20 protein-coding genes are annotated in these 24504 nt (G+C 73.2%); 12 read left to right on the top strand and 8 right to left on the bottom strand.

The window, feature by feature from the left end; translation table 11 throughout:
• Positions 1-141: 141 nt before the first annotated feature.
• Together ACFWP2_RS18010 and ACFWP2_RS18005 are read left to right on the top strand one after the other, a co-directional pair.
• Positions 142-513 (top strand): BlaI/MecI/CopY family transcriptional regulator, encoded by a 372-nt coding sequence (locus ACFWP2_RS18010; protein ID WP_380452289.1) that lies wholly within the window; start codon positions 142-144, stop codon positions 511-513.
• Positions 510-1472 (top strand): M56 family metallopeptidase, encoded by a 963-nt coding sequence (locus ACFWP2_RS18005; RefSeq protein ID WP_380452287.1) that lies wholly within the window; start codon positions 510-512, stop codon positions 1470-1472. Before ACFWP2_RS18010 ends, ACFWP2_RS18005 begins: the two co-directional genes overlap by 4 nt.
• Before the next feature lie 148 nt (positions 1473-1620).
• On the opposite strand, the gene ACFWP2_RS18000 is transcribed toward ACFWP2_RS18005, so the two are convergent.
• The 3 genes from ACFWP2_RS18000 to ACFWP2_RS17990 form a co-directional block, all read right to left on the bottom strand.
• A complete protein-coding gene (locus tag ACFWP2_RS18000; RefSeq protein WP_380452285.1) occupies positions 1621-2640 on the bottom strand; it encodes an acetamidase/formamidase family protein in 1020 nt (339 codons plus the stop codon).
• Positions 2637-4121, bottom strand: a complete 1485-nt coding sequence (locus ACFWP2_RS17995; RefSeq protein WP_380452282.1) for an APC family permease — start codon at positions 4119-4121, stop codon at positions 2637-2639. Before ACFWP2_RS17995 ends, ACFWP2_RS18000 begins: the two co-directional genes overlap by 4 nt.
• A gap of 155 nt (positions 4122-4276) precedes the next feature.
• Entirely contained in the window at positions 4277-5353 is a 1077-nt protein-coding gene (locus tag ACFWP2_RS17990) for an ABC transporter substrate-binding protein (RefSeq protein WP_380452280.1), read from the bottom strand.
• A gap of 55 nt (positions 5354-5408) precedes the next feature.
• Here ACFWP2_RS17990 and ACFWP2_RS17985 point away from each other — a divergent pair, with 55 nt between their 5' ends.
• Complete coding sequence (locus tag ACFWP2_RS17985; RefSeq protein ID WP_380452278.1) at positions 5409-5936, top strand: MarR family winged helix-turn-helix transcriptional regulator; 528 nt, start codon at positions 5409-5411, stop codon at positions 5934-5936.
• A gap of 191 nt (positions 5937-6127) precedes the next feature.
• Here the strand turns inward: ACFWP2_RS17985 and ACFWP2_RS17980 are convergent, their stop codons facing one another.
• Positions 6128-8122 carry a hypothetical protein gene (locus tag ACFWP2_RS17980; protein ID WP_380452275.1) on the bottom strand — a complete coding sequence of 665 codons (1995 nt, stop codon included), beginning with the start codon at positions 8120-8122 and terminating at the stop codon, positions 6128-6130.
• Positions 8123-8395: 273 nt separating this feature from the next.
• On the opposite strand from ACFWP2_RS17980, the gene ACFWP2_RS17975 reads away from it, so the two are divergent.
• Entirely contained in the window at positions 8396-10378 is a 1983-nt protein-coding gene (locus ACFWP2_RS17975; protein ID WP_380452272.1) for a glycoside hydrolase family 5 protein, read from the top strand.
• Between the two features lie 97 nt (positions 10379-10475).
• Here the strand turns inward: ACFWP2_RS17975 and ACFWP2_RS17970 are convergent, their stop codons facing one another.
• Positions 10476-11561 (bottom strand): NlpC/P60 family protein, encoded by a 1086-nt coding sequence (locus ACFWP2_RS17970; RefSeq protein WP_380452270.1) that lies wholly within the window; start codon positions 11559-11561, stop codon positions 10476-10478.
• 491 nt (positions 11562-12052) lie between these two features.
• On the opposite strand from ACFWP2_RS17970, the gene mutA reads away from it, so the two are divergent.
• From mutA to ACFWP2_RS17945, 5 genes are all read left to right on the top strand, one after another.
• The gene (gene mutA, locus ACFWP2_RS17965) at positions 12053-13921 is read left to right on the top strand and encodes a methylmalonyl-CoA mutase small subunit (protein ID WP_380452268.1); all 1869 of its coding nucleotides are present in this window, start codon (positions 12053-12055) and stop codon (positions 13919-13921) included.
• On the top strand, positions 13918-16146 hold the full coding sequence (gene scpA, locus ACFWP2_RS17960) for a methylmalonyl-CoA mutase (protein WP_380452265.1): 2229 nt from the start codon (positions 13918-13920) through the stop codon (positions 16144-16146). The genes mutA and scpA overlap by 4 nt, the downstream gene beginning before the upstream one ends.
• Before the next feature lie 12 nt (positions 16147-16158).
• Positions 16159-17145, top strand: coding sequence for a methylmalonyl Co-A mutase-associated GTPase MeaB (gene meaB, locus ACFWP2_RS17955; RefSeq protein ID WP_380452263.1), 987 nt, complete (start codon positions 16159-16161; stop codon positions 17143-17145).
• A gap of 301 nt (positions 17146-17446) precedes the next feature.
• Complete coding sequence (locus tag ACFWP2_RS17950) at positions 17447-17797, top strand: hypothetical protein (protein ID WP_380452261.1); 351 nt, start codon at positions 17447-17449, stop codon at positions 17795-17797.
• A 199-nt stretch (positions 17798-17996) separates the two neighbouring features.
• The gene (locus ACFWP2_RS17945) at positions 17997-18602 is read left to right on the top strand and encodes a putative quinol monooxygenase (protein WP_380452259.1); all 606 of its coding nucleotides are present in this window, start codon (positions 17997-17999) and stop codon (positions 18600-18602) included.
• Between the two features lie 145 nt (positions 18603-18747).
• On the opposite strand, the gene cyaB is transcribed toward ACFWP2_RS17945, so the two are convergent.
• Entirely contained in the window at positions 18748-19317 is a 570-nt protein-coding gene (cyaB, locus tag ACFWP2_RS17940) for a class IV adenylate cyclase (RefSeq protein WP_380452256.1), read from the bottom strand.
• A 327-nt stretch (positions 19318-19644) separates the two neighbouring features.
• Between cyaB and ACFWP2_RS17935 the strand changes: the two genes are divergently transcribed.
• Complete coding sequence (locus tag ACFWP2_RS17935; protein ID WP_380452253.1) at positions 19645-20232, top strand: RNA polymerase sigma factor; 588 nt, start codon at positions 19645-19647, stop codon at positions 20230-20232.
• Entirely contained in the window at positions 20233-20973 is a 741-nt protein-coding gene (locus ACFWP2_RS17930) for a hypothetical protein (protein ID WP_380452251.1), read from the top strand.
• Positions 20974-21071: 98 nt separating this feature from the next.
• On the opposite strand, the gene ACFWP2_RS17925 is transcribed toward ACFWP2_RS17930, so the two are convergent.
• Together ACFWP2_RS17925 and ACFWP2_RS17920 are read right to left on the bottom strand one after the other, a co-directional pair.
• Positions 21072-22103: a glycosyltransferase family 2 protein gene (locus ACFWP2_RS17925; RefSeq protein WP_380452248.1), complete on the bottom strand. Its 1032-nt coding sequence runs from the start codon at positions 22101-22103 to the stop codon at positions 21072-21074.
• Positions 22104-22444: 341 nt separating this feature from the next.
• Complete coding sequence (locus ACFWP2_RS17920) at positions 22445-23047, bottom strand: superoxide dismutase (protein WP_380452246.1); 603 nt, start codon at positions 23045-23047, stop codon at positions 22445-22447.
• A gap of 200 nt (positions 23048-23247) precedes the next feature.
• Here ACFWP2_RS17920 and tsaD point away from each other — a divergent pair, with 200 nt between their 5' ends.
• The gene (gene tsaD, locus ACFWP2_RS17915) at positions 23248-24300 is read left to right on the top strand and encodes a tRNA (adenosine(37)-N6)-threonylcarbamoyltransferase complex transferase subunit TsaD (protein ID WP_380452244.1); all 1053 of its coding nucleotides are present in this window, start codon (positions 23248-23250) and stop codon (positions 24298-24300) included.
• Positions 24301-24504: the final 204 nt, after the last annotated feature.

Genomic DNA, 24504 nt, shown 5'->3' with positions numbered 1-24504 from the left:
TTTTGTTTATTCGCCCCCCGGGCCGCGCCCCCCCCCCCCCCCGGGGGGGGGGGGGGGGCCCCCCGGCGCTCGCCGTAGCATGGGCCGCGTTCCGGCGGGCGAAGGGCGCCGGTGGTCGGCTCGACGAGGGAGAAGAGGGCGGTGCTACGGGGGTTCGGCGATCTGGAGGCCGAGATCATGGACCGCTTCTGGTCCTGGGGCCGGCCCGCCACGGTGCGCGAGGTGGTGGACGACCTCCAGCGGGAGCGGGCCGTCGCGTACACCACCGTCACCACGGTCGCGGACATCCTGCACACCAAGGGCTGGCTGCGCCGCGACAAGGTCGGCCGCGCCTGGGTGTACGAGCCGACCTGCAGCCGCGAGGAGTACACCGCCCGGCTGATGCACCAGGCGCTGGAGACCACCCCCGACCGGGCGGGCGCGCTGCTCCACTTCGTCGACCGGATCAGCGGGGACGAGGCCTCGGCCCTGCTCGCCGCCCTCGAGCAGGTGAAGTCCCGGGGCCCCGAGTGACCCTCGCGGTGCTCTGCCTCCACCTGGTGGTGACCGGCGTCCTGCTGCCCCGACGGCTGGCCGGCTCCGCGCGGCTCCAGGCCCGTCCGGCGGCGGGCGCGGCGCTCTGGATCGCCCTGATGGCCTCGTTCGCGGTGGCCCTGCTGCTCACCGCGCACCACGCGCTGGAGCCCTTCGCCCACCGGCCCGCCGGACTGCTCGGCCTGCTCGGTCCGCTCGACCCGTTCGGACGGCTCCTGCCCGCCGAACCGGCCGGGCCGGTGCTGCCGCACACCCACGACTGGTGGCTGCTCACCGTCGGCGGAGCCCTGCTCACCGCCCTGGTGACGGCCGTCGGTCTGCGCACCGGACGGGCCCGGCGACGGCACCGGGCGGTCCTGGACGTGGTCGGCGTACCGGACCGGCGCTGGGGCGCGCTGGTGCTGGAGCACGCCCGCCCGGCCGTCTACTGCCTGCCCGGGCGCCGTCCCCGGGTGGTGCTGTCGCGCGGCGCGCTGCGACTGCTGGACGAGCGGCAGCTCGCCGCGGCCGTCGCGCACGAGCACGGGCACATCCGCGGCCGCCACCACCTGTTCCGGCTGCCGGCCGACACCTTCGCGCTGCTGCTCGGGCCGCTGCCGCTGGCCCGGCTGGGGCGCTCCGAGGTGGCACTGCTGCTGGAGATGGCCGCGGACGACGCGGCGCTGGAGCGGGTGTCGCGCGGTGAACTGGCCGCCGCCCTCTGCGCGTTGGCGACCGGCGACCCGGCCGCGGCGAGCGCGACCTCGACCTCGACCGCGCCCTCGACCGCGACCTCGGCCGAGGGCGGCGGGGCGCTGGGGGTGGCCTCCACCGGAGTGCTCGCCCGCGTCCGGCGGCTGGGCCGGCCGGGGACCGGACGACGCCGGGCGGTCTGGCGGTTCGGGGTGTCGGTGCTGCCGCTGCTCCCGTACCTGCTGGTCTGCGCGCCGCACCCCTGAAACCCCGGCGGACACCCCGCGGGCCCGTCGGCGTGGGGGTGCCGACGGGCCCCGGGTGGGGGTGGGGTGGGGGTCTGTGAGATTTGCCGGGTCCTTGACCCGGGCGCCTGAACCCGCGCGCCCGAACCCGGCGTTGTCGGCCGCGCCGCTACCGGTGCCGCAGGTACGCCGCGGCGGTCCCGCGCAGGCGGTCGTGCAGCCCGTCGTAGGCGCGGGCCCGGCCGAGCAGGCTCTTCGGCAGCTTGGCGACCATCGTGTAGTTGGTGTCGCAGACGTTCGCCGCCGGAGCCAGCCCGGCCTGGCTGACCAGCTGGTAGGCGTCGAGCCCGTCCAGGCCGAGCAGCTCACTCGTCCAGCCGACCAGGTCGTGCTGGCTGATCCGGAACGCGTCCTCCAGCGGACGGGCCGAGCCGGTGCTGATCAGGAAGTCGTCGTTCTCCAGCCGGGGCCAGGCCGGGCCGCCGCCCTTGACCAGGTCGACGATCACGGTGGTGCGCATCGCCGCCTCCACCGCCGTGCCGCACACCTCGCCCTCGCCCTGGCGGGCGTGGCCGTCGCCGATGGCGAGCAGGCCTCCCTCGACGTTGACCCCGAAGTACGCGGTGGTGCCGGCCCGCATCTCGGGGGTGTCCAGGTTCCCGCCGTGCGCGCCCGGGGTGATGGAGGCCAGCACCTCGCCGCCCGCCGGGGCGACCCCGACCGTGCCGTGCATCGGGTCGAGCGGCAGCTCCGCCGTGAACTCGCTGCCGCGGGCCCGGAACCGGCAGACGCCCGCCTCGACGTCCAGGTCGTAGACCCAGACCCGCTCCTCCAGGGCCGGGTGGAGCATCGCGGTGGTGTGGGTCGCGGTCAGCGCGCCGAAGTGCGGGAAGGTGCTGGAGACGCCGTACTCCCGGGCCGGGGTGATCTCCACGAAGTGCACCGCGAGGACGTCCCCGGGCTCGGCGCCCGCCACCGCGACCGGGCCGGTGACCGGGTTGAGGTAGGGGAAGACGCACACCTGGCTGGGCAGGTCGCCGATGCCGCGCACCTTGCCGCCGAAGCAGTCCTCGGTGGTCAGTTCGATGACGGTGCCGGGCTGGACGGTGACCAGCGGGGCGCGGCCGCCGAAGGTGTAGGCGTAGTCCTCCGGGGTCGGGGTCAGCCGGATGATCTCGGGCAGGCTCACTGCTCCTCCTTGGCGGTGGCGGCGTTCGTGGTGGCGGCGTCCGTGGTGGCGGCGTCCGTGGTGGCGGCGTCCGTGGCGGTGACGTCGGTCGCGGGTTCGGTCTCGGCGACGGCCAGCCGGGGCCTGCGCCCGGTCGCCATCAGCCCGGCGAGCACGATCCCGCCGACGAGCAGCCAGACGAAGCCGAGCCGCTGGGCCGCGATGTCGGCGTTGACCACCACGTACGCGAGGATCGCGAAGCCGAGCGCCGGGGCGATCAGGTGCCGCCAGTAGTCCTTGCTGCGCTTGCGGATCAGGTAGTGGACGACCACGGCGACGTGCAGGACCAGGAAGGTGGTCAGCGCCCCGAAGTTGACCAGGGTGCTGAGCAGGGTGATGCCGTCCTCGCGCGAGGCCGTGTAGAGGCCGAGCACCAGCGAGATCCCGGCGGTCAGCAGGGTCGCGTTGACGGGCACCCGGCGGGTGGGGTGGATCCGGGCCAGGAAGGCGGGCAGCTGGCGGTCGCGGGCCATCGCGTACAGCAGCCGGGAGGTGGCCGCCTGGGCGACCAGCGAGTTGGCGAAGCCCCAGGCCACGGCGGTGGAGGCGGCGGTCAGCGTGGCGAGCCAGCCGCCGGCGGCGGTGCGGGCCGCGTCGTAGAAGGCGGTGCCGTTCGGGTCGCCGTCCCGGATCAGCGCGTCCGGGTCGGCGACCAGCAGCGAGGCGACCCAGGTCTGCACGACGAACAGTGTGCCCGCGAGCAGCAGCGCGGCGACCATGGACCGGCCGATGGCCTTGGCGGAGTCGCGGTTCTCCTCCGAGAGGGTGGAGATGCCGTCGAAGCCCAGGAAGCTGAGCACCGCGATCGAGACCGCCCCGAAGACCAGGCTCCAGGAGAAGGTGTGCGCGTTGTACAGCGGGGTGAAGTCGAAGCCCCGGCCCTTGCCGTCGGCCAGGGCGATCACGCCGACCACCACGAACACGGCCAGTACGACGAGTTCGCCGATCAGCATCGCCTTGTTGACCCGGTTGGTGGTCTCGATGCCGAGGTAGTTGACGACGGTGTTGAGCAGCACGAAGCCGATCAGCCAGAGCCAGACCGGGACGGACGGCACCAGCGAGTTCATCGCCACACCGGCGATCAGGTAGAGCAGCCCGGGCACCAGCACGTAGTCGAGCAGGATCATCCAGCCGGACAGGAAGCCGACCGGGGCGGCGATGCCGCGGCCCGCGTAGGTGTAGACCGAGCCGGCCATCGGGAAGGCCCGGGACATCTGGGCGTAGGACAGGGCGGTGAACATCATCGCCACCATGCCGAGGAGGTAGGCCAGGGCGACCATGCCGCCGGAGCCCTGGAAGACGCCGCCGAAGATGCCGAACGGTGCGATCGGCACCATGAACACCAGCCCGTAGACGAGCAGGTCGGTGAAGCCGAGCGAGCGGCGCAGTTCCTGCTGGTAGCCGTAGCTCTCGATGCCCTGGGGCGCGGGTGTGTCGGCCATGGTGCTCTCTCTCCGTGACGACCCTGCGGGTGTGTGGAGAGACTGTAGGGGCAACTATTTCCAGATGGAAGGGTTCTGTCGCGACATTCCACCTGGCGGGCATTCCACCTGGCGGGCGTGCCACCCGGCGAGAAGGAGGCGCCCCCGCCCCGGGGCTACCGCGGCAGGACGGCGAAGCCGAGGCCCTCGGCCCGGGCCAGGTGGATCGGCGCCCGGCCCGCACCCGCGCGGTGCAGCAGCCGGTCGGCCGCCGCCGGCAGGCCGTCCGGGGCCAGGGCCCCGCGGGCCGCCAGATCGGCGAGCAGGTGCAGGCCCTCGTACAGTCCCACCGCGTACGCGTCCAGGACCGGCGCCCACGGGCCGCACAGCGCCCGGTGCCGCTCGGCCAAGCTCTGCCGGCGCTCCTCCGCCAGGGTCGCGAAGGAGGGCATCGCGGCGTACAGCGTCCCGGTGTCGTCGCCGCCGAGCGCGAGCAGGCCGTTCTCCTCCAGGGCGCCGGAGAGCCGCACCACCGTGCGGTCCAGTCCGCTGCGCCGCAGCGCCCGGTTGAAGTGCACCAGGTCGCGCCCGATCAGACTGAGCAGCAGGGCGTCCGCGCGGGCGGCGCGCACCGCGTCCAGCAGCGGCTCCAGCAGTGCCTCGACCGCCCCGAACGGAACCCGCCGCTCCAGCACCACCCGGGCACCGGCCCGTGCCGCGAGCCGCTCGGCGGCCCGGTGGACGGAGCGCGGCCAGATGTAGTCGTTGCCGATCAGCGCCCAGCGGCGGATACTGTGACGCACCGTCAACTGCTGGACAGCGGATCCGAGTTGGCGGTACGGATCGAGACCGGTGCAGAGCACGCCGGGCAGCCGGGAGCCGCCCTCGTGCGGCGGGGTGAAGACGTACGCGAGCCGGCCCGTGGCGACGGCCTCCACCGCCCGGTGCACATCGCTGGTGTGACACCCGGCGAGCGCGTCCAGCGCACCGGCGTCCAGCAGCCGCCGCACCTCGCCGGCGACCCGGTCCGGCGCGCCGCCGCCGTCCACCAGCACCAGCTCCAACGGGCGGTCGAGGACCCCGCCGGCCGCGTTGACCTCGTGCGCGGCGAGCAGCGCCCCGTCCAGCGCGGAGGGGCCGGTGAGCCCGAGCGGGCCGGACTGCGGCACGACGAGGCCCACCCGAAACGCCGCCCCCTCCCGTACCGAGTGCAGCGCGTCGAGCGGATCGATCAAGCTCACCTCGACGCTCACAGTGCGAGTATCGTCGTACCGCCGATATCGGGGAAGGCCGGAAAGGGAGCGTCCGATGACCGCAGCTGGTGCCGCACCGGGGGTCGAGGTCCGTCCCGGCGATCCCGCCGGCCGGTCCACGGGCCGGCCCACGGAGCAACCCGCAGACCCGTCCACGGGCGGACCGACGGACCGTCCCGCCGCCCCGGAGCCACTCCTGGTCGAACTGGTCACGCTCGCGCACCGGCGGCTCTCCGGCGGCCTCGCCGCCGCCCTGGCCGAGGAGGACTGCACCGTCGACCAGTGGCGGCTGCTGCGCGCCCTCGCGGACGGCCGGGGGCACGCGATGGGCGAGCTGGCCCAGGCCCTGCTGATCCCGCAGGCGAGCCTGAGCCGGCTGGTGGACTCGCTGTGCGACTCCGGCTGGGCCTACCGGCGCCAGGGCGACCAGGACCGCCGCAGGATCACCGCCCACCTCTCCCGCCAGGGCCGCACCCGGCTGACCCGCCTGGACGCCCTCGCCGCCGCCCACGACGCCGCCGTCCGCCGGGCCTGCGGCCTCACCGACCCGGCGCAGCTGCTGCGACGGCTCGCCGCGCTCTGATCGCCCTGACCGCTCCGACTGCTCCGACTGCTCCGACCGCTCTGACCGCTCCGACCGCTCCGACCGCTCCGACCGCTCCGACCGCTCCGACCGCTCCGACCGCTCCGACCGCAGAACGTCTCGCACAGGCCGACGGCCGGACGCCACCCCCCGGTGAGGAGTGACGCCCGGCCGGATGCCCGGTGCGACGGTCAGGCGAGCTTCTGGCAGAGCAGGGCGTACGGCCGCGCCGCCCACAGCTGCCACCAGGGCTGGCTGTAGGCCACGCCGGCGACGAACTCGTCGTTCGCGCACTGGCCCTTGGCGAAGCCGTACGCGAAGTCGCCGCCCGAGGCCACCGCGGGCCGGTTGTCACCCTTGTCGAACCAGAGCGTGCGGGTCGAAGCGCCCGTCGGGGCGGCCGACTTGGCGCACAGCACGCCCATCGTCCGGCCGTTGCGGCTGTAGCCGGACACGTAGGAGCCGGCGGGGCACTGGGCCTTGCTGTAGCCCGGCGCCCAGTCGGTGTTCACGTAGGTGCCGCCGTGGTCGACGACGTACGCGTGGCCGGCGTCCCACAGGTCCGTCTTCGTGACGTCCGTGCACAGGCCGTCGTCACCGCCGTGGCTGAGACCGATCAGCCGGCTGCCGTCCGGGCAGGACGCCTTGAGGGCGTACGGGTCCCAGTCCGGCCGGGTCTTCAGGTAGGCGGAGTGGGCGTCGTCGGACAGGCCGGCGCTGAGCGAGGTCCAGTCCACCAGGCGCGGCGGGTTCGGGCCGGTGCTCACCGAGGCGAGCAGCCACTCGCGGTGGAACGCGAGGAAGGGCAGATCGGCCGAGAGGATCGGGGTGCCGAGGATGGCGAGCCGCGCCATCAGCGCCCCGTTGATGTCGAGTCCGCCGTAAAGCGCGGCCGTGCCGTTGATGTCCGGGGTGCCGCCGGCGCCGTTGAGGACGATCGAACCGTTGACGGCGGCCCGCAGGTACGGCTCGATCGACGCCTTCACGCCGACGGTGTCGTACAGGGCGATCGAGCCTTCGGCGAGCAGTCCGGCCTTCGCCGAGGCGGAGCCCCTGAGGTCGAGGCGCAGCGGGGTGACGGTGGAGGTCCCGGGGTCGGTGGTGGTGGTCCAGCCCGGGCCCTTGACGTAGTCGGAGTGGACGCCCCACTTGCCGTCGTACGCCTGCTCGGCGTCGAGGGTGACGGTGCCGTCGGCGGCGATGTCGGCGGAGAGGGTGAAGTTCAGGTTGATGACGACGGGCAGGGGGCCCACCATCACCACGGGGCTGGCGCTGTACGTGGCCAGCGGTATCCGGACCGCCCCGGTGCTCGCGGTGAGGTCCGCGCTGACGTGCCAGTCGGCGTGCGCACCCAGGCTGAAGCCGATCCGGGCCTGCTGGGGGTCGATCAGGCCGAGGCCGCCCTGGTAGGAGAAGTCCACGGCCGGGGTGAGCGAGACCGAGCCGGAGAGCTTCGCCGAGGACCCGTTCGGCAGCGGGACGGTGGCGTTGGCGGTGAGCCCCAGGCTCCCGGAGACGGAGCCCTGGCCCGAGGTCGTTCCGAGGTCGGTGGTGACCTGGATGCCGCCGATCTGCGGCTGGACCTGGAACGCGCTCGGGCTGACGGCGCTGTGCAGGCTGGTGCTGGTGGCGCCGAGCAGCTCGGGGAGGGTGGCCGGGCGGGTGGTGACGACGACCTTGCCGTCGGCGGTCGGCTGCACACCGGTGACGGCGACCAGCGCGCCCTGCGGGGCCGCCGGGGTGGGCGGGCTGTCGATCAGCTGGCCGGGCTGGACGGCGGCCGCGGCGTCGGCGGCGGCCGGGGCGTCGGCCCGGGCGGAGAGCGACTGCGGGCCGGTGGCGGTCGGCGCGAGCACGGCGGCGCCGGTGGCCGCGTCATAGGAGGAGAGCGCGAGGCCGGGGGCGGCGGTGGCGGTGGCCGGCGCGCTGCCCTGCGCCGGCGTGGCCACGACGGCCTCGGCCGTACCGGACGCCGGGGGCGCCAGCGTCGCCGGCGTGCCGGGGCCGGCGGCCGGGTCGGCCGTCGCGGTGGTCGTGGCGGTCGCGACGGTCGTGCTGGTCGCGGTGGTCGTACTGTTCGTGGTCGCAGCGGCCGGTGATGCCGCCGCCCCGTTCAGGATGGCGCCGCAGAGGAGGAGCACGGTCGTTGTCGCGGCGGCTGACGACGTCAGCTTGCGCACGGTCACGTGGAGGGTCCCTTCGGGTCAACTGAGCTGAAGCGGAGGTGACTTGTGGTGGGGCGCATGGCCCGGGGCCATCGCACTGGCCCCGACCGACGGGTAACTTAACACTCGCTGACGGTGTTTCTGAATGGTTCGCGCGCTCGCGGATCGCGATCACCGAGACTTCACGATCCCGGAACAGGGCCTTTCCCAAGGGTTAATTCAGGACCTGTTCCGCGGACGGCGGTCCGACGTACCGTCAGCACTCCTGCCCCTGCCCCGCCTCATGGAGACCCAGTGAACCCCAGCTGTCCAGCCCGACCACCGCGGACCCGCCGCCGCTTCCTCGTGGCCACCGTCGCGACGGCGTCCCTGCTCGCCGGACCGGCCGCCGTCGCGGCCCCGGCCCCCGCCTCCCCGACCGTCCCGGCCGCCGCCCCGCAGTCCCCCGCGGCCGCCACGCCGGCCATGGACGGCCCCGCGCTCGCCGCCTCCTGGACCGGCCCGCTGAGCACCCGAGGCCGCTACATCGTCGACGCGAACGGCGACCGGTTCAAACTGAAGGCCGGCAACTGGGCCGGCGCCCAGGGCACTTGGGAGGGCAGCGGCTCGACCACGGACCCGGCGAACAACCAGGCCGGCCAGGTGTCGTACAACATCCCGCTGGGCCTGGACCGGGCGCCGATCAGCCGGATCCTCACCGGCCTGCACGGCCTCGGCCTGAACAGCGTCCGGCTCCCGTTCGCCAACGCGATGATCCACGACACCACCCCGGTGCCGGACGCCGCCGTCACCGCCAACCCGCAGCTCAGGGGCAAGACGCCGCTCCAGGTGTACGACGCCGTCGTCGCCGCGCTGACCGCCGACGGCTTCGCGGTGGTCCTCAACAACCACACCACCAGCTACCGGTTCTGCTGCGGCCTGGACGGCAACGAGCGGTGGAACAGCGGCCAGTCGACCGCGCAGTGGGAGGACGACTGGCTGTTCATGGTGAACCGCTACAAGGCGGACAAGCGCGTCGTCGGCGCCGACCTGCGCAACGAGGTGCGCCGGGACACCTGGGACGACCCCAACTGGGGGATGGGCGACGCCCACGACGAGTACGCCGCCTTCGAGGAGGCCGGCAACCGCATCCTCCAGGCCGACCCGGACATGCTGGTCGTCATGGAGGGCATCAACTGGTACGGGATCCCCGCCGCCGGGTTCTCCCACGGCCGGCCGATGCTCACCCCGGTCGCCACCCTGTCGAACACCCTCGTCCGGTCCGACAAGCTGGTCTACGCCGCGCACTTCTACGCCTACACCGGCCCGGCCAACACCGGCGCGGCCGGCGGTCTGGGCGCCACCGACGACCCGCGCTACCAGGACTTCACACCCGAGCAACTGGCCCAGGTGGTCGACCAGCAGGCGCTGTTCGTCACGCGCTCCGGCCAGCACTTCACCGCACCGGTCTGGATCAGCGAGTTCGGCGCCGCCGGACGCGGTTCGACGAACACCAAGGAACAGGCCTGGTTCGACCGCTTCACCGACATCCTGGCCGCCAACGACACCGACTTCGCCTTCTGGCCGCTGGTCGGCTGGCAGAACGGCGGCGTCCCGAACGACGACTGGGCGCTGCTCTCCTACGACGCCGACGGCCGGCAGCTCGGCCTCGACGACCCGGGCGACTGGCGCGCCGCCGACTGGCACAAGCTGGTCGACGCGCCCTCGTACACCGGCCGGGTCGCACCGGTGAGCCACTGGAACATGCTCGACCTCGACCACGCCGACCAGAACGTCTCCAGCCGCATGCTGGCCCTGCCCGACTGGAGCACCGGCAACCGCAAGGGCAACTGCCCCGACGGCCAGCGGCTGGTCGGCCTCGGCCGCGGCGACAGCCGTGGCCTGTGCACCGACGCCGGCCGGCCCGTCACCGGCGGCGGTGCCTGGGTGACCGTCACCGACCAGCGCTACGTCACCGGGGGCGACTGGGCCTCCGGCTACGACAAGCTCCAGTGCCCCGACAACACGTTCGCCGTCGGCTACAGCGTCAACCGCAACGCCATGTCCGCCCTGCTCTGCGCCCCGTCCGCCACCCCGCTGCCCACCGCCGGCCGGACGGTGTGGTTCGACCACGGCGACAACCGCCCGGCCACCGGCGGCGCCACCGCCGGCGACTGGGCGCCGGGCCACTACAAGGGCCAGTGCTCCGACGACGAGTACGTCGCGGGTGTCGCCGACACCTGGAAGTGGCTCCACTACGGCGTCCCGGACGTCCTGCTCTGCCGCCCGCTGCGCTGACCCCACCGCGGCCGGAGGGCCGCCGTGGGCCGGTGACCCCGGTCCGCGGCGGCCCGCGGCGTTCGTCAGCCCCGCCGGCGGGGCGCGCGGTCAGCGGTCAGGCCGGGCGGACGGCGCCCTTGTAGGGCATCGCGGAGATCGGCAGGACCTCGATGTTCTTGCCCGTGCGCGGGGCGTGGATCATCTTGCCGTCGCCGATGTACAGGCCGACGTGGTGGATGTCGTCGTAGAAGAAGACCAGGTCGCCGGGCTGCAGGTTGGCCCGGTCGACGTGCGGGCCGTCGTTCCACTGGTCCTGGGAGATCCGGGAGAGCTTGACGCCCGCCGCGCGGTAGGCGGCGCCGGTGAGGCCGGAACAGTCGAAGCTGTTGGGGCCGGTCATGCTCCAGCCGTAGGGCTTGCCGAGCTGGGCCTGGGCGAAGGCGATGATGGTCGCGGCCCGGCCGCTGGCCGCCGGCACCGGGGCGTTCATGTCCGGGCGGTCGGCGGAGCGGGAGGCCCGGTCCTTGGCGGCCGCGGTGGCGGCCTGCTGGGCCTCGGCCTTGGCCTTCTCGGCGTTCTGCTGGGCGTTGATCTTGGCGCGGTCCTCGGCGCTGAGCTTGTTCAGCATCGCCTGGGCCTGGGCCAGCTTGCCCTGGATGTCCTTCTTCTGCTCCGCCAGCTGCGTGCCCACCGAGTCGAGCGCGGCCAGCGTGGCGGTGGCCTCGGCGCGGTCCTGGTCGAGCCTGCGCTGCTCGTCCTGGGCCTGCTTGAGCAGGTTCGCCTGGGATTCGGAGACCTGGTTCTGCACCGCGGCGCGCTCCAGGTAGGCGGACGGGTCGGAGTCGAGCATCAGCTGGACCGACGCGTCTATGCCGTTGCTGCGGTACTGGTCGGCGGCGACGGCGCCGAGCCGGGTCCGCAGCTCGTTCATCGTCTCCTGGCCGCGGGCGACCTTCTCCTGGATGAGGTTGGCCTCGCCCTGGAGCTTCTGCTGCTTCTCCTGGAAGCCGTTGAACTTCTCGATCGCCTGCTCGGCCTCCTCGTTGAGCTGGTCGACCTGCTCCTTGACGGTGGCGAGGTTCGGGGCCGGCTCGGCGTGGGCGGTGCCGGAGGCGAGGACCGCGCCGCCGGCCGCCATGGCCGTGGTGAGGACCGCCATGCGGGCCCGGCTCGGGGGGCTGGGCTTGCGACGCTTACCCACGGCGGTCTCCTTCGGGGGATTCTGGGACGGTCCGGACGGGGCCTGGGAGACGGCTCGGCCGGGACCACGGACGACGAAGGCGGGCAGGGCGAGCAACGGGGGGGTGCTGCCCCGCCCACCTTCTTCGAAGTAACTTAATAGATGAGGGGGCGGGTTCCGCAATCCCCCTGATCATGACGTTTTGACCGCATGACGGGACATCGATCGCGTTCCGTGCCATCGGCGTTGACCTCGGACACCGCCGGCCGCCGCCGACGGCTCGGGACCGCCCCGCCGACCACGGCCGCCGACCGCCTCCGCCCGTCGCCTCCAGCACCCCTCCTACCCCTCCGCCCCCACGTCGCGACACCCCTCCCCACCCCCGGTGCCACCTGCACGGACACCCCGTGGCACTCCCCGTCCCGGCGAGTGCTCGAAATCGGCCGGACCGAGGGAAAGGTCACACGGAATCCCCCTCCTGCGGCCCCGCGAACGGGCGCTAACCTGCGCACATGAAGGTCCCGCCCGAAGGGCTCCCCCTCGCAGCCGAGTTCCCGGCCGCGCACCGTGAGCAGTGGCAGCAACTCGTCCAGGGCGTGCTGCGCAAGTCCGGTGCCGAGCCCGAGGACGGCCCCGCCGCCGAGCAGGCGCTCACCACCCGGCTCCAGGACGGGCTGAGCGCCCGCCCGCTGTACACCGCCGAGGACACCGCCGCCGACCCCGGCTACCCGGGCTTCGCGCCGTTCGTGCGCGGCAGCCGGCCGCAGGGCTCCGCCGTGGCGGGCTGGGACGTACGCCAGCGGCACGCCGACCCGGACCGCCGGCGCACCAGCGAGGCCGTGCTGGCCGACCTCGAGCACGGCGTGAGCTCGCTCTGGCTGGAACTGGGCGGTGCGGGCCTCCCGGTGGACGCCCTGCCCGAGGCGCTGTCCGGGGTGTACCTGGACCTGGCCGCCGTCGCGCTCGACGCCGGACCCGAATTCGCCGACGCCGCCGAGCAGTTGTTCCGGCTCTACGAGGAGCGCGAGGTCTCCCCCGGCGCCGCCGCCGGCAACCTCGGCGCCGACCCGCTCGGCCTCCAGGCCCGCACCGGCCAGAGCGCCCGCACCGACGCGCTGCTCGCCCAGGCCACCGCGCTGGCCGCCCGCTGCGCCGCCGGGTACCCCGGCCTGCGGGCGCTCACCGTGGACGCCCTCCCGTACCACGAGGCCGGCGCCTCCCCCGCCCAGGAGCTGGGCTGCTCGCTGGCCACCGGCGTCGCCTACCTGCGCGCGCTGACCGCCGCCGGGCTCTCGGTGGACGAGGCGCTCGGCCAACTGGAGTTCCGCTACGCCGCGGACGGCGACCAGTTCCTCAGCATCGCCAAGTTCCGTGCCGCGCGCCGACTCTGGGCCCGGGTCGCCGAGGTCTCGGGGGCCGGCGTGGCGGCCTCCGCGCAGCGCCAGCACGCCGTCACCTCCCGCGTGATGATGACCGCCCGCGACCCGTGGGTGAACATGCTGCGCACCACGGTCGCCTGCCTGGCCGCCGGGGTCGGCGGCGCCGACTCCGTCACCGTGCTGCCCTTCGACAGCGCGCTCGGCCTGCCGGACGCCTTCGCCCGCCGGATCGCCCGCAACACCCAGGCGATCCTGCTGGAGGAGTCCCACCTGGCCCGGGTGATCGACCCGGCCGGCGGCTCCTGGTACGTCGAGCAGCTGACCGACGAGCTGGCGCGGGCCGCCTGGGCCTGGTTCCAGGAGATCGAGCGGGCCGGCGGCCTGCGCGCCGCCCTGGAGTCCGGCCTCGTCGGCGAGCGGATCGCCGCGACCTGGGCGGAGCGGTCCGTACGGCTCGCCAAGCGGCGCGAACCGATCACCGGCGTCAGCGAGTTCCCGCACCTGGACGAGCAGCCGCTGGTCCGCGAGCCGGCCCCGGCCGCGCCCGGCGGCGGACTGCCGCGGGTGCGCCGCGCCGAGGCCTACGAGGCGCTGCGGGACCGCTCGGACGCCCGGCTCGCCGCGCACGGCGCCCGCCCGACGCTCTTCCTCGCCTCGATCGGCGGCGCCTCCGCGCACACCGCGCGCACCACCTTCGCCGCCAACCTGTTCCAGGCCGGCGGCATCGCGACCGTCTCGGCCGAGTCCGTCGACCCGGCGGCCCTCGCCGAGGCCTTCCGGGCCTCCGGCGCCACCGTCGCCTGCCTCTGCTCCAGCGACGCCCTGTACGCCGAGCACGCCTCGCCCGTCGCCCAGGCCCTGAAGACGGCCGGCGCCGAGAAGGTGCTGCTGGCCGGACGGCTCGGCGAACTCCCGGCCGGAGTGGACGAGTTCATCTTCTCGGGGGGCGACGCGGTTGCCGTCCTGACCTCCCTGCTGGACCAGATCGGAGCCGCTCGATGATCCCCGACTTCACCGGAATCGGACTGGAGGGCGACGCCCCGGGCGCTGCGGACGTCAGCCAGGGCGCGGACGTCACCGACGAGCAGTGGCAGGCCGCCTGGCGGCAGTCCACGGGCAAGGACGTCGACGAGCTGCTCTGGGACACCCCCGAGGGCATCGGCGTCAAGCCGCTCTACACCGGCGCCGACCTGGCCGGCCTGGACTTCCTGGAGACCTACCCGGGCATCGCCCCGTACCTGCGCGGGCCCTACCCGACCATGTACGTCAACCAGCCCTGGACCGTCCGCCAGTACGCGGGCTTCTCCACCGCCGAGGAGTCCAACGCCTTCTACCGCCGCAACCTCGCGGCCGGCCAGAAGGGCCTGTCCGTCGCCTTCGACCTGCCGACCCACCGCGGCTACGACAGCGACCACCCGCGCGTCACCGGCGACGTCGGCATGGCGGGCGTGGCGATCGACTCGATCTACGACATGCGCCAGCTGTTCGACGGCATCCCGCTGGACAAGATGTCGGTGTCGATGACCATGAACGGCGCCGTCCTGCCGATCCTCGCGCTGTACATCGTCGCGGCCGAGGAGCAGGGCGTACCGCCGGAGAAGCTCGCGGGGACCATCCAGAACGACATCCTCAAGGAGTTCATGGTCCGCAACACCTACATCTACCCGCCGCAGCCGTCGATGCGGATCATCTCGGACATCTTCGCGTACACCTCGCAGAAGATGCCCCGGTACAACTCGATCTCCATCTCCGGCTACCACATCCAGGAGGCCGGTGCGACCGCCGACCTGGAGCTCGCCTACACCCTGGCCGACGGGGTGGAGTACCTGCGCGCGGGCCTGGACGTGGGGCTGGACGTGGACGCCTTCGCGCCGCGGCTGTCGTTCTTCTGGGCGATCGGCATGAACTTCTTCATGGAGGTCGCCAAGCTGCGCGCGGCCCGGCTGCTCTGGGCCAAGCTGGTCAAGCAGTTCGACCCGAAGAACCCCAAGTCCCTTTCACTGCGCACCCATTCGCAGACCTCGGGCTGGTCGCTCACCGCCCAGGACGTGTTCAACAACGTCACCCGCACCTGCGTGGAGGCGATGGCCGCGACCCAGGGCCACACCCAGTCGCTGCACACCAACGCCCTGGACGAGGCACTCGCCCTGCCCACCGACTTCTCCGCCCGCATCGCCCGCAACACCCAGCTGCTGCTCCAGCAGGAGTCGGGCACCTGCCGGGTGATCGACCCGTGGGGCGGCTCCGCGTACATCGAGAAGCTGACCCACGACCTCGCGGCGCGGGCCTGGGAGCACATCCAGGAGGTCGAGGCGGCCGGCGGCATGGCCAAGGCCATCGACGCGGGCATCCCCAAGCTGCGCGTCGAGGAGGCCGCCGCCCGCACCCAGGCGCGGATCGACTCCGGCCGCCAGCCGGTGATCGGCGTCAACAAGTACCGGGTGGAGAACGACGAGCAGATCGACGTGCTCAAGGTCGACAACTCCTCGGTGCGGGCGCGGCAGCTCGAGAAGCTGCGCCGGCTGCGCGAGGAGCGCGACGAGGCCGCGTGCCAGGACGCGCTGCACGCCCTCACCCGGGCCGCCGAGGCCGGTCCGCAGCGCGGCGGGCAGTTGGACGGCAACCTGCTGCACCTGGCCGTCAACGCGGCCCGGGCCAAGGCCACCGTCGGCGAGATCTCGGACGCCCTGGAGAAGGTGTACGGCCGCCACTCCGGCCAGATCCGTACCATCTCGGGTGTGTACCGAGACGAAGCGGGCCCGTCGGCCTCCCTCCAGCGCACCCGCGACCTGGTCGAGCGGTTCGAGCAGGCCGAGGGCCGCCGTCCGCGCATCCTGGTCGCCAAGATGGGCCAGGACGGCCACGACCGCGGCCAGAAGGTGATCGCCACCGCCTTCGCCGACCTCGGCTTCACGGTGGACGTCGGCCCCCTGTTCCAGACCCCGGCCGAGGTCGCCCGCCAGGCCGTCGAGGCGGACGTCCACATCGTCGGCGTGTCCTCGCTCGCCGCCGGGCACCTGACGCTGGTGCCCGCGCTGCGCACCGAACTCGCCGCCGCGGGGCGGGAGGACATCACCATCGTGGTCGGCGGCGTGATCCCGCCGCAGGACTTCGACGCCCTGTACGAGGCCGGCGCGGCGGCGGTCTTCCCGCCGGGGACGGTCATCCCGGACGCGGCGTACGACCTGCTGAAGTCCCTGGCGGCCGACCTCGGCCACGAGCTGTGATCGCCTGATCCCATGCCTCCGCGGACGATCGACCTCGACAGCTATGTGACGGGCGTACTGGACGGCTCGCGCGCCTGGATCGCGCGCGCCGTCACCCTCGTCGAATCCACCCGGCCCGACCACCGCGCGCTGGCGCAGCAGCTGCTCCAGCGGCTGCTGCCGCACGCGGGCGGGGCGGTCCGGGTCGGCATCACGGGGGTACCCGGCGTCGGAAAGTCGACCTTCATCGACTCCTTCGGGACGATGCTGACCGGCCAGGGGCACCGGGTCGCGGTGCTCGCCGTCGACCCGACGTCCAGCCGGACGGGCGGGTCCATCCTGGGCGACAAGACCCGGATGGAACGGCTCGCCGTCGACCCCGCGGCCTTCGTCCGGCCGTCCCCGACCTCGGGGACGCTGGGCGGAGTCGCCAAGGCCACCCGGGAGTCCATGGTGGTCATGGAGGCGGCGGGGTACGACGTCGTGCTGATCGAGACGGTCGGCGTCGGCCAGTCCGAGACGGCGGTGGCGGGGATGGTCGACACCTTCCTGCTGCTCAGCCTGGCGCGCACCGGCGACCAGCTCCAGGGCATCAAGAAGGGCGTGCTGGAGCTCGCGGACGTCATCGCCGTCAACAAGGCCGACGGGCCGCACGAGACGGACGCGAAGGCGGCGGCCCGCGAACTCGCGGGCGCGCTGCGGCTGTTGCAGCCCCCGGACGCGGCGTGGACGCCCCCCGTGCTGACGTGCAGCGGCCGCGACGGCGCGGGGCTGGACGTGCTGTGGGAGCGGTTGCAGCAGCACCGCAAGGTGCTGGACGCGACGGGGGCGCTGGCCGCGAAGCGCCGCCAACAGCAGGTCGAGTGGACCTGGGCCATGGTGCACGACCAGCTGTACGCCCGCCTCCACGAGAACCCCGAAGTACGGCGCCTGACCCCGGAGTTGGAGACTCAGGTCCGCGCCGGCACACTGCCCGCCGGGTCGGCCGCCCAACAGATCCTGGACGCCTTCTTCGGCTGATCCGCAGTGCGAACGCCGATCGCCGTGCCCCACTCGAACGTGGGGCACGGCGCTTCGCGGGTCTCGGAGCACTCGAAGAAGTCCAGCTTCCGCCGGCGAACTTGTCCGGCCTCGCCAGACGGCTTGCTTGCCCGCAGGTCGGGCGGCGCATGCTCGTTAATTCAGCGGCCGGGCCTCACTGTGGGTTGTTAGGGTGGGGGCCGGTCAGGGACAGCTAACGTGCGGGGGATCCATGGGTTCGCAAGACGGTAGTGACCGTGCGGGTTTCGGGTGCGTGGCGTGCTGCGCCGAGGACGCTGCGGTGGCGCAGGAGCACCACCGCAGCCGCGACGGGGTTCGGCTCGAGACGATGATTCGGGACGACTCGCATTTCATCGTCTCTGTTCAGCGGTGCGGCCTGTGCTCGCAGGCCTTCGTGAGCGTGTTCACCGAGTTCGTCGACTGGGTCGCCTCGCAGGACGCGCAGTACCGCACCGTGCTGCCGATCACGGACGCCGAGGCGGACGACCTGGTGGCGGGGCGGTTGAGCCCGCACCGGGTAGGGGCCCTGGGACACGGCCGCCGCCATCTGCAGAGCGACTGGCCGAGCGGTGCCGAGGAGCCGTCCGTGTACTGGGACAGCGGCGCCTTCGGGGTCAGCGAGGGGCACTGACCCGGACGGCGTGCTGCGGGCCTGTCGGTTGTGCATGTCGTTGTCGCCCCGCCTACGGGCGGGGGAGTGGTGTCCGGAGAGAGGGGCTCGACTCTCGCGTGCACCGGCGCCGGGAGAGTCCGAGTCCGGGGCGCCAGCGGGTTCGCTGACCGTCCGGGGGTCCGGTGGCGCCGGAGTCGACGCCGGGTGGGCGGCCGCCGTGGTGCTGCGGGAGATCATGCCGGAAGCGCGGCCACGTTCGTGCGGAAACGGCGGAACGGGTGCCCAGAGCGCGCCCTCCCCAGCCGTGTGGAACGGGGCCGTCCGCCTCGCGGTACCTGGCCGAGTCGGCTGCGAGGCCGGGCTCCGGCTGACCTACGACAAGTCCTCGATCTCGTACTGGCTCTCCGGCACGACCCCCCGGGCCGAGGTGCAGGAGGTCGTCCGGGAGACGCTCTCACGCCGGCTCAGGCGCCCGGTGACGCCTGAGGAGACCGGCTTCGGTTCCGACGGGCCCGGAGCGGGATTCGCACTCGTCGTCCGCTTCGTAGCTCGCAACGCCGCAGCGGCCCGCGCCTTCGATCAACTGGCCGCGGCCGCAATCGAAGGCATCCGCGCCGAGGAACCCGGCACGCTCCTCTACATCAACCACACCGTGCCGGACGAGCCGAACGTCCGGCTCTTCTACGAGCTGTACGCGGATCGCTCAGCCTTCGAAGAACACGAGCGACAGCCCCACGTCCGCCGGTTCCTGGCCGAACGCCGCCAGTACCTCGAATCGTTCGAGGTCACGTTCCTGGACACGATGTCCGGCAAGGGGCCTTGAGACACGTTGCGCATCAGGTAGCTGCTTCTCGCCGGCTTCATGCCCGAAGCAGCCCGCAGCCAGTCGAGGGAGTCGGTCGCCAGAACGGCATCGGCCAGGCCGTCCCGTCACTGTCCGGCTCCCCTCGCGCTCCCGGGCGGCGCAGTCACACCGGCCGTGCCGCCGCGACCGCGTCGGTGTACAGCTCGGTCGTCACGTCGTCCTCGCTGATACCGAGTTCCGTCAACACGCTACGGACCAGCGCCAGCGCAGAGGCGAGGTCCGCCTCCGCAGCAGCCGACGTCTCCACCTCGACGAACGTCGCGCCATCCAGTTCCGGAACGCGGACGAGTGTGGCCAGCAGAGGCCAACCGTCCTGCTGGAAACTGTAGTTGCGGCACCGCTTCTCGAACGCGATGCGCGGAGTGAATCCCAGGCCCCGGACGATCTCGTGCAGGGCATCGGCGTCCTCGACCCTGGTCTCGGCCTCCGGCTTCGACCCGGATGCCTCGTCCACCCGAGCGCCCTTGTACGTCAGCACGGTGCGGGTGTCGTCCGGGCCGTGCACCGTGCGGATCCGCAGCTCACGGTCGCCGGCCATCAGGCTGCCGTCCGGCGCGTCGTAGTACGTGTCCTGGTAGACCTCGGCCCGGCCGGTGCCGCACCGCTCCTCCAACTGCTCGAGCACGCCTTCCGGGTCCCGCACGATCGCCTTGAGCTCCGCTTCGATCGCCATCCCTCCGCCTTCCCTCAGATCACACGCTCGGCACTGTCCACCATGGCATCGAACTGCCGGCACCAGCCCCGGTACAGGGGACCGTGCGGGGTGGGCAGCACCTTATAGGTTGCCGACTCGTGCCCTTCCCAATCCGCGTCGAAGGATCCGACGAACAGGCTGCGGTCCAGCCGGATTCTCCGCCCCTTGAGCGCGTCCGGCCGCGGTGGCAGCCGGACGCGCCCTCGGCATCGCTCGACGGAGGACGGCCTGCAGACTGCGGATGTAACGCTCCTGCCGTGCGTCGCCAAGAGGAGATGAGGGGGACGGACGGACAAGGGAGTCGATGTGAGGCAACCGCCGGACAGCGGTCTGGTCGCGCGGATCGGTGAGGATCCGGAGGCGTTCGAGGCCTTCTACCGTGAGCACGTGCAAGCGGTGCTGCGGTACGCGACCCGGCGGACCCGGGACCCGCACGCCGCGGCCGATCTGGTCGCCGAGGTGTTCCTCGCGGCGATCTCCGCCGCCGGCGGGTACCGGCCGCAGCTGGGCACGCCGATCGCCTGGTTGCACGGCATCGCCCGCAACGTGGCCGCGTCCCAGGAACGGCGCGCGGCGCGGATCTGGGCGGCCGAGGGCCGAATAGCCGGCCACCGGCTGCTGGACGGCGATGACATCGCACGGCTGGAGGAGCGCATCGACGCCGAGCGCGCCTCGCGGCAGTTGCTGGAACGCATCGCTCTGCTGCCACCCGGTCCGCGGGAGGTGCTGGAACTGGTGGCGGTGGACGGTCTGAGCGTCTCCGAGGCCGCCAAGGCACTGGGTATCAGCACCGTGGCTGCCCGGGTCCGGCTGCACCGGGCCCGCAAGGCCCTGCAACAGCCCGGCGCCCATCCCGAATCCGCTCCGTCCCCCTCGTCCCTTGTGGAGGCCTGAATGAACGCCGAACGCTTCGAGGAGCGGTTGATGCACGAGCTCAAGAACCACGTCCAGCAGCGGGCTGACAGCCCGCACCCCGACCGGTCGGCCACGGCCCGGCCCCGCCGTGGCGTCCGCGTGCGCTGGGTCCCGGTCGGTTTGGCCTCGGGCCTGGCCGCCGCCGCCGTGGCGGGGGTCGCCCTGACCGTGCTGCCGACCCAGACCGCGGCCGCCTACACCCTGCGGAACGACGGGAGCGACCTCGTCAAACTCACCATCGTCAACCCGGCCGGCACGATCGACCTGGGCAAGCTGCAGAAGGACCTGGACCGCATCGGCGTTCACAGCCGCGTGCTGGCCGGTGACCCCGACTGCGCCACCCCGTGGGGCAGCCCCGACCCGTCCGCGTCCCCCAGCCCGTCCGCGTCCCCCAGCCCGTCCACGTCCCCGTCCACGCCCCCGAGCCCGGAACCGCCCCACAACGAGACGCCGCGCTCGGCACCGCCCGCTTCGGCCAGCCCCAGCCCCGGTGGCACCAGCTCGTCGGCGAACGGTTGGGACATCGGCTGGGAGGACGGCAAGACCGTTCTCTCCATCCGCCCCAGCAGGATCCCCGCCGGCAAGCTGCTCATGGTGGGCTTCCCGCTCGCCAAGACCGACCCCTCCCACGCCTACGGCCTGATCACCGGAGGTCTGCTGGACGGATCGGGCCCGGACTGCCTGCCGGCCCCGCCGCCCGGCACCGTTCACTTCCAGTAGGACCATGACCGTGCCCACGGGAGTCTCGCCCCGGGCCGCGGCGGCACCCTCCGCCGCGGCCCGGGGCGGCTGCGGCTGCGGCTGCGGCTGCGCCGACCTCAGCGGCGGCCGACGGCCTGGCGGGTGCGGCGGACGGCGCGGTGGAGGCGCTGGAGGGCGACGAAGCGGTTCATGCGGTCGGCCTGGGTGAGGCCGTACTTGAGGCGCAGTTGGGGGCTGAGGCCGGCCTGGGCCTCGGGGCCGATGGCCTGGAGGAGGCGGGTGACGTGCCGCTGGTAGGCGGCGCGGTAGGCGCGGTCGCCGTCCGGGACGGTCCAGAAGAACATCGGGATCTCCTCGACCAGGCAGTTGCGGTCGTAGGCGCGCAGGTGGTCGGCGAAGACGGGTTCGGGGCGGGCGAGCAGCCATGCGCGGACGAGTTCCATCGAGCGGACGCGGTCGACCAGGCCGCGCGGGTCGGTCTTCTTCTGGGTGATGGAGAGGTCGCCGTCCTCGCGCACCCGCCAGTGGTAGATCGGATCGGCGAGCACGTCGACGCGTGCGGCGAGGAAGTGGTGGGGCACGCTGACCGGGGCGTCCTCGTACAGGATGCCCTCGGGGTAGAGGATGCCCGCGCCGTCGAAGAAGGAGCGCCGGTAGACCTTGTTCCAGGCGGTGCGGTCGGTGACGAGGGCGGGCAGTTCGCTGACGTGGGTGCGCAGCCGGGTCTCGCAGAACGGGCGGCGGTGGCCGTGCGAGGGGGTGAGGCCGGTGGTGCGCAGGCGCAGCGCGTTGCCGGCGGCGAAGTCGGAGCCGGTCTCGTCCAGGGTGCCGGTCATCAGCTGGTAGGCGTGCGGCGGCAGGGTGTCGTCGCTGTCGACGAAGGCCAGGTACTCGGTGCCGGGGGTGAGGTGGCGCCAGCCGGTGTTGCGGGCGGCGCCCAGGCCCTGGTTGTGCTGGCGGACCAGCCGGAAGCGCGGGTCCTTTCCGGCGTACTCCTCGGCGATGACCGGGCCGTCGTCGGTCGAGCCGTCGTCGACCATGACGCACTCGAAGTCCTCGAAGGTCTGCGCCGCGATCGAGTCCAGGCACTCCCGGAGGTAGCGCTCGACGTTGTAGATCGGGACGACGAGGGACAGACGCGGGGCCATCGGGCGCCCTTTCGCTCGGCGGCGGCGGCAGCGGCAGCGTCGGAGGCGGCGGCTGCGGCAGCGGCAGCGGACGGGCCGGGAGGCCGTTGGCGGCCGGTCACCGGCGGTGGTCCGAGCGAGCGTAGGGAGCGCACGCGACCGGCGGGCGAACGACGGGTGGCGTCCAGCCTGCGGCGGGGTGCACCGGCCGTGTCCGTTCCGGCGCGCGCCGCGGGCAACTCCCGTGGGAGGGCGGGGAAAGGCCCCGGACCGCCCGACCGGCCCGGGACCTTGCGTCACCCGATGCGGATCACCCGATGTGGGGCATCCGACGCGGATCGCCCGAGGTCACCCGATGCGGGTCAGGCGCTCTTGACGGCCGCGAAGCGGTCCGACACGTCCTGCCAGTTGACGACGTCCCACAGGCGGGTGACGTAGTCCGGGCGGACGTTGCGGTACTGCAGGTAGTAGGCGTGCTCCCACGCGTCGAAGGCCAGCAGCGGGGTGGTGTTCTGGCCGACGTTGCCGTGGTGGTCGTAGACCTGCTCGACGATCAGGCGCTGCCCGAGCGGCTCCCAGGACAGGATGCCCCAACCGGAGCCCTGCACGCCGGTGGTGGCGGTCGAGAGCTGCTTCTTGAAGGCCTCGAAGCTGCCGAAGTGCTCGGTGATGGCGTCGGCCAGCTCGCCCTCGGGGCGGTCGCCGCCCTCGGGCGAGAGGTTCTGCCAGAACAGCGAGTGCAGCACGTGGCCGGACAGGTGGAAGGCGAAGGTCTTCTGCAGCCCGACCAGGCCGCCGAACTGCTCCTTGTCGCGGGCCTCGGCCAGCTGGTCGAGGGTGTCGTTGGCGCCCTTGACGTAGGCGGCGTGGTGCTTGGAGTGGTGCAGCTCCAGGATCTCGGCCGACATCGCCCGCTCCAGTGCGGAGTAGTCGTACGGCAGGTCGGGAAGCGTGTAGGCGCTCATCAGGTCTCGGCCCCTTTCGGCGGGCTGAACGATGGTCATCGTGCGGGTGGTCGTCGTGCGGTGGTGGTGCGGTGATCGTGCCGGGGACACACTATTGCGTATCAGTTGCAAGAGCACAGTATGGGCTCCTGCTTATTCCTCACGTCCCGTCGGGCACAATGGTCACCGTTCCGTGTAATGACCGACAAGGGTGAGTGACTATGACAGGGTCGCCGGTGGTGCTGGGCATCGAGTCCTCCTGCGACGAGACCGGCGCGGGGCTGGTGCGCGACGGCGTGCTGCTCGGGCAGGCGGTGGCCTCCTCGATGGACGAGCACGCCCGGTACGGCGGAGTGGTGCCCGAGATCGCCGCCCGGGCGCACGTGCACGCGATGGCGCCGGTGGTCCGGGAGGCGCTGGACCGGGCCGGGCTCACCCTGGCGGACGTCGGCGCGGTCGCGGTGACCACCGGCCCGGGACTGGCCGGGGCGCTCCAGGTGGGCGTGGCCGCCGCCAAGGGGTACGCCTTCTCGCTGGGTGTCCCGCTGTACGGCGTGCACCACCTCGCCGGGCACGTCGCCGCGGCCGCGCTGGACGGCGGGCCGCTGCCCGACCCCTGCGTGGTGCTCATCGTCTCCGGCGGCCACACCTCGCTGCTGCTGGTGCGCGACCTGGCCCGGGACCCGATCGTCCACCTCGGCGACACCCTGGACGACGCGGCCGGCGAGTGCTTCGACAAGGTCGCCCGGATCCTCGGACTCCCCTACCCGGGCGGCCCGGCGATCGACCGCGCCGCGCGCGAGGGCGACCCGACGGCCGTGCGGCTGCCGCGCCCGCTGACCGGGCCGCGGGACGACCCGTACGCGTTCTCCTTCTCCGGACTGAAGACCGCCGCCGCCCGCTGGGTGGAGTCCCGACGCGAGCCGCGGGTGCCGGACGCGGCGGCCGCGCTACAGGAGGCGATCGCCGACGTGCTGACCCGCAAGGCGGTGCGGGCCTGCGTGGACCACGGGATCGGCAGCCTGGTGGTGGTCGGCGGGGTCGCGGCCAACTCCCGGGTGCGGGCGCTGGCCGAGCAGCGGTGCGCGGCGGCCGGGATCGCGCTGCGGGTGCCGCCGCTGCGGCTGTGCACCGACAACGGCGCGATGGTGGCGGCGGCCGGGGACCTGCTGGTCCGCGCGGGTGCGGAGCCGGCCCCGGCGGACCTGTCGGTGGACCCGTCGGCGCCGCTGGAGTTCGCGGCGCTCATCCCTCGGCCGCTCGCGCGGGCCTGACGGCCCCACACACACCCGACAGCCGCACACACCCGACAGCCGCACGGACCCGCCGCCCGCGCGGGCCCGACGCCCACACGGACCGTTCGCCCGCGCGAACCTGACAACGTTTCGGTCTCGCCGGGCGGCAATCCGTTCCCGGCCCTTCCCTCCGCGTTCTCCGTTGTGCCATTTTACATGTCACACAGCAAGGCCCGTGCGCCC

The organism is Kitasatospora sp. NPDC058444 (assembly GCF_042721415.1).
GTDB lineage: Bacteria > Actinomycetota > Actinomycetes > Streptomycetales > Streptomycetaceae > Kitasatospora.
This window is presented reverse-complemented; position numbering and strand designations above follow the sequence as displayed.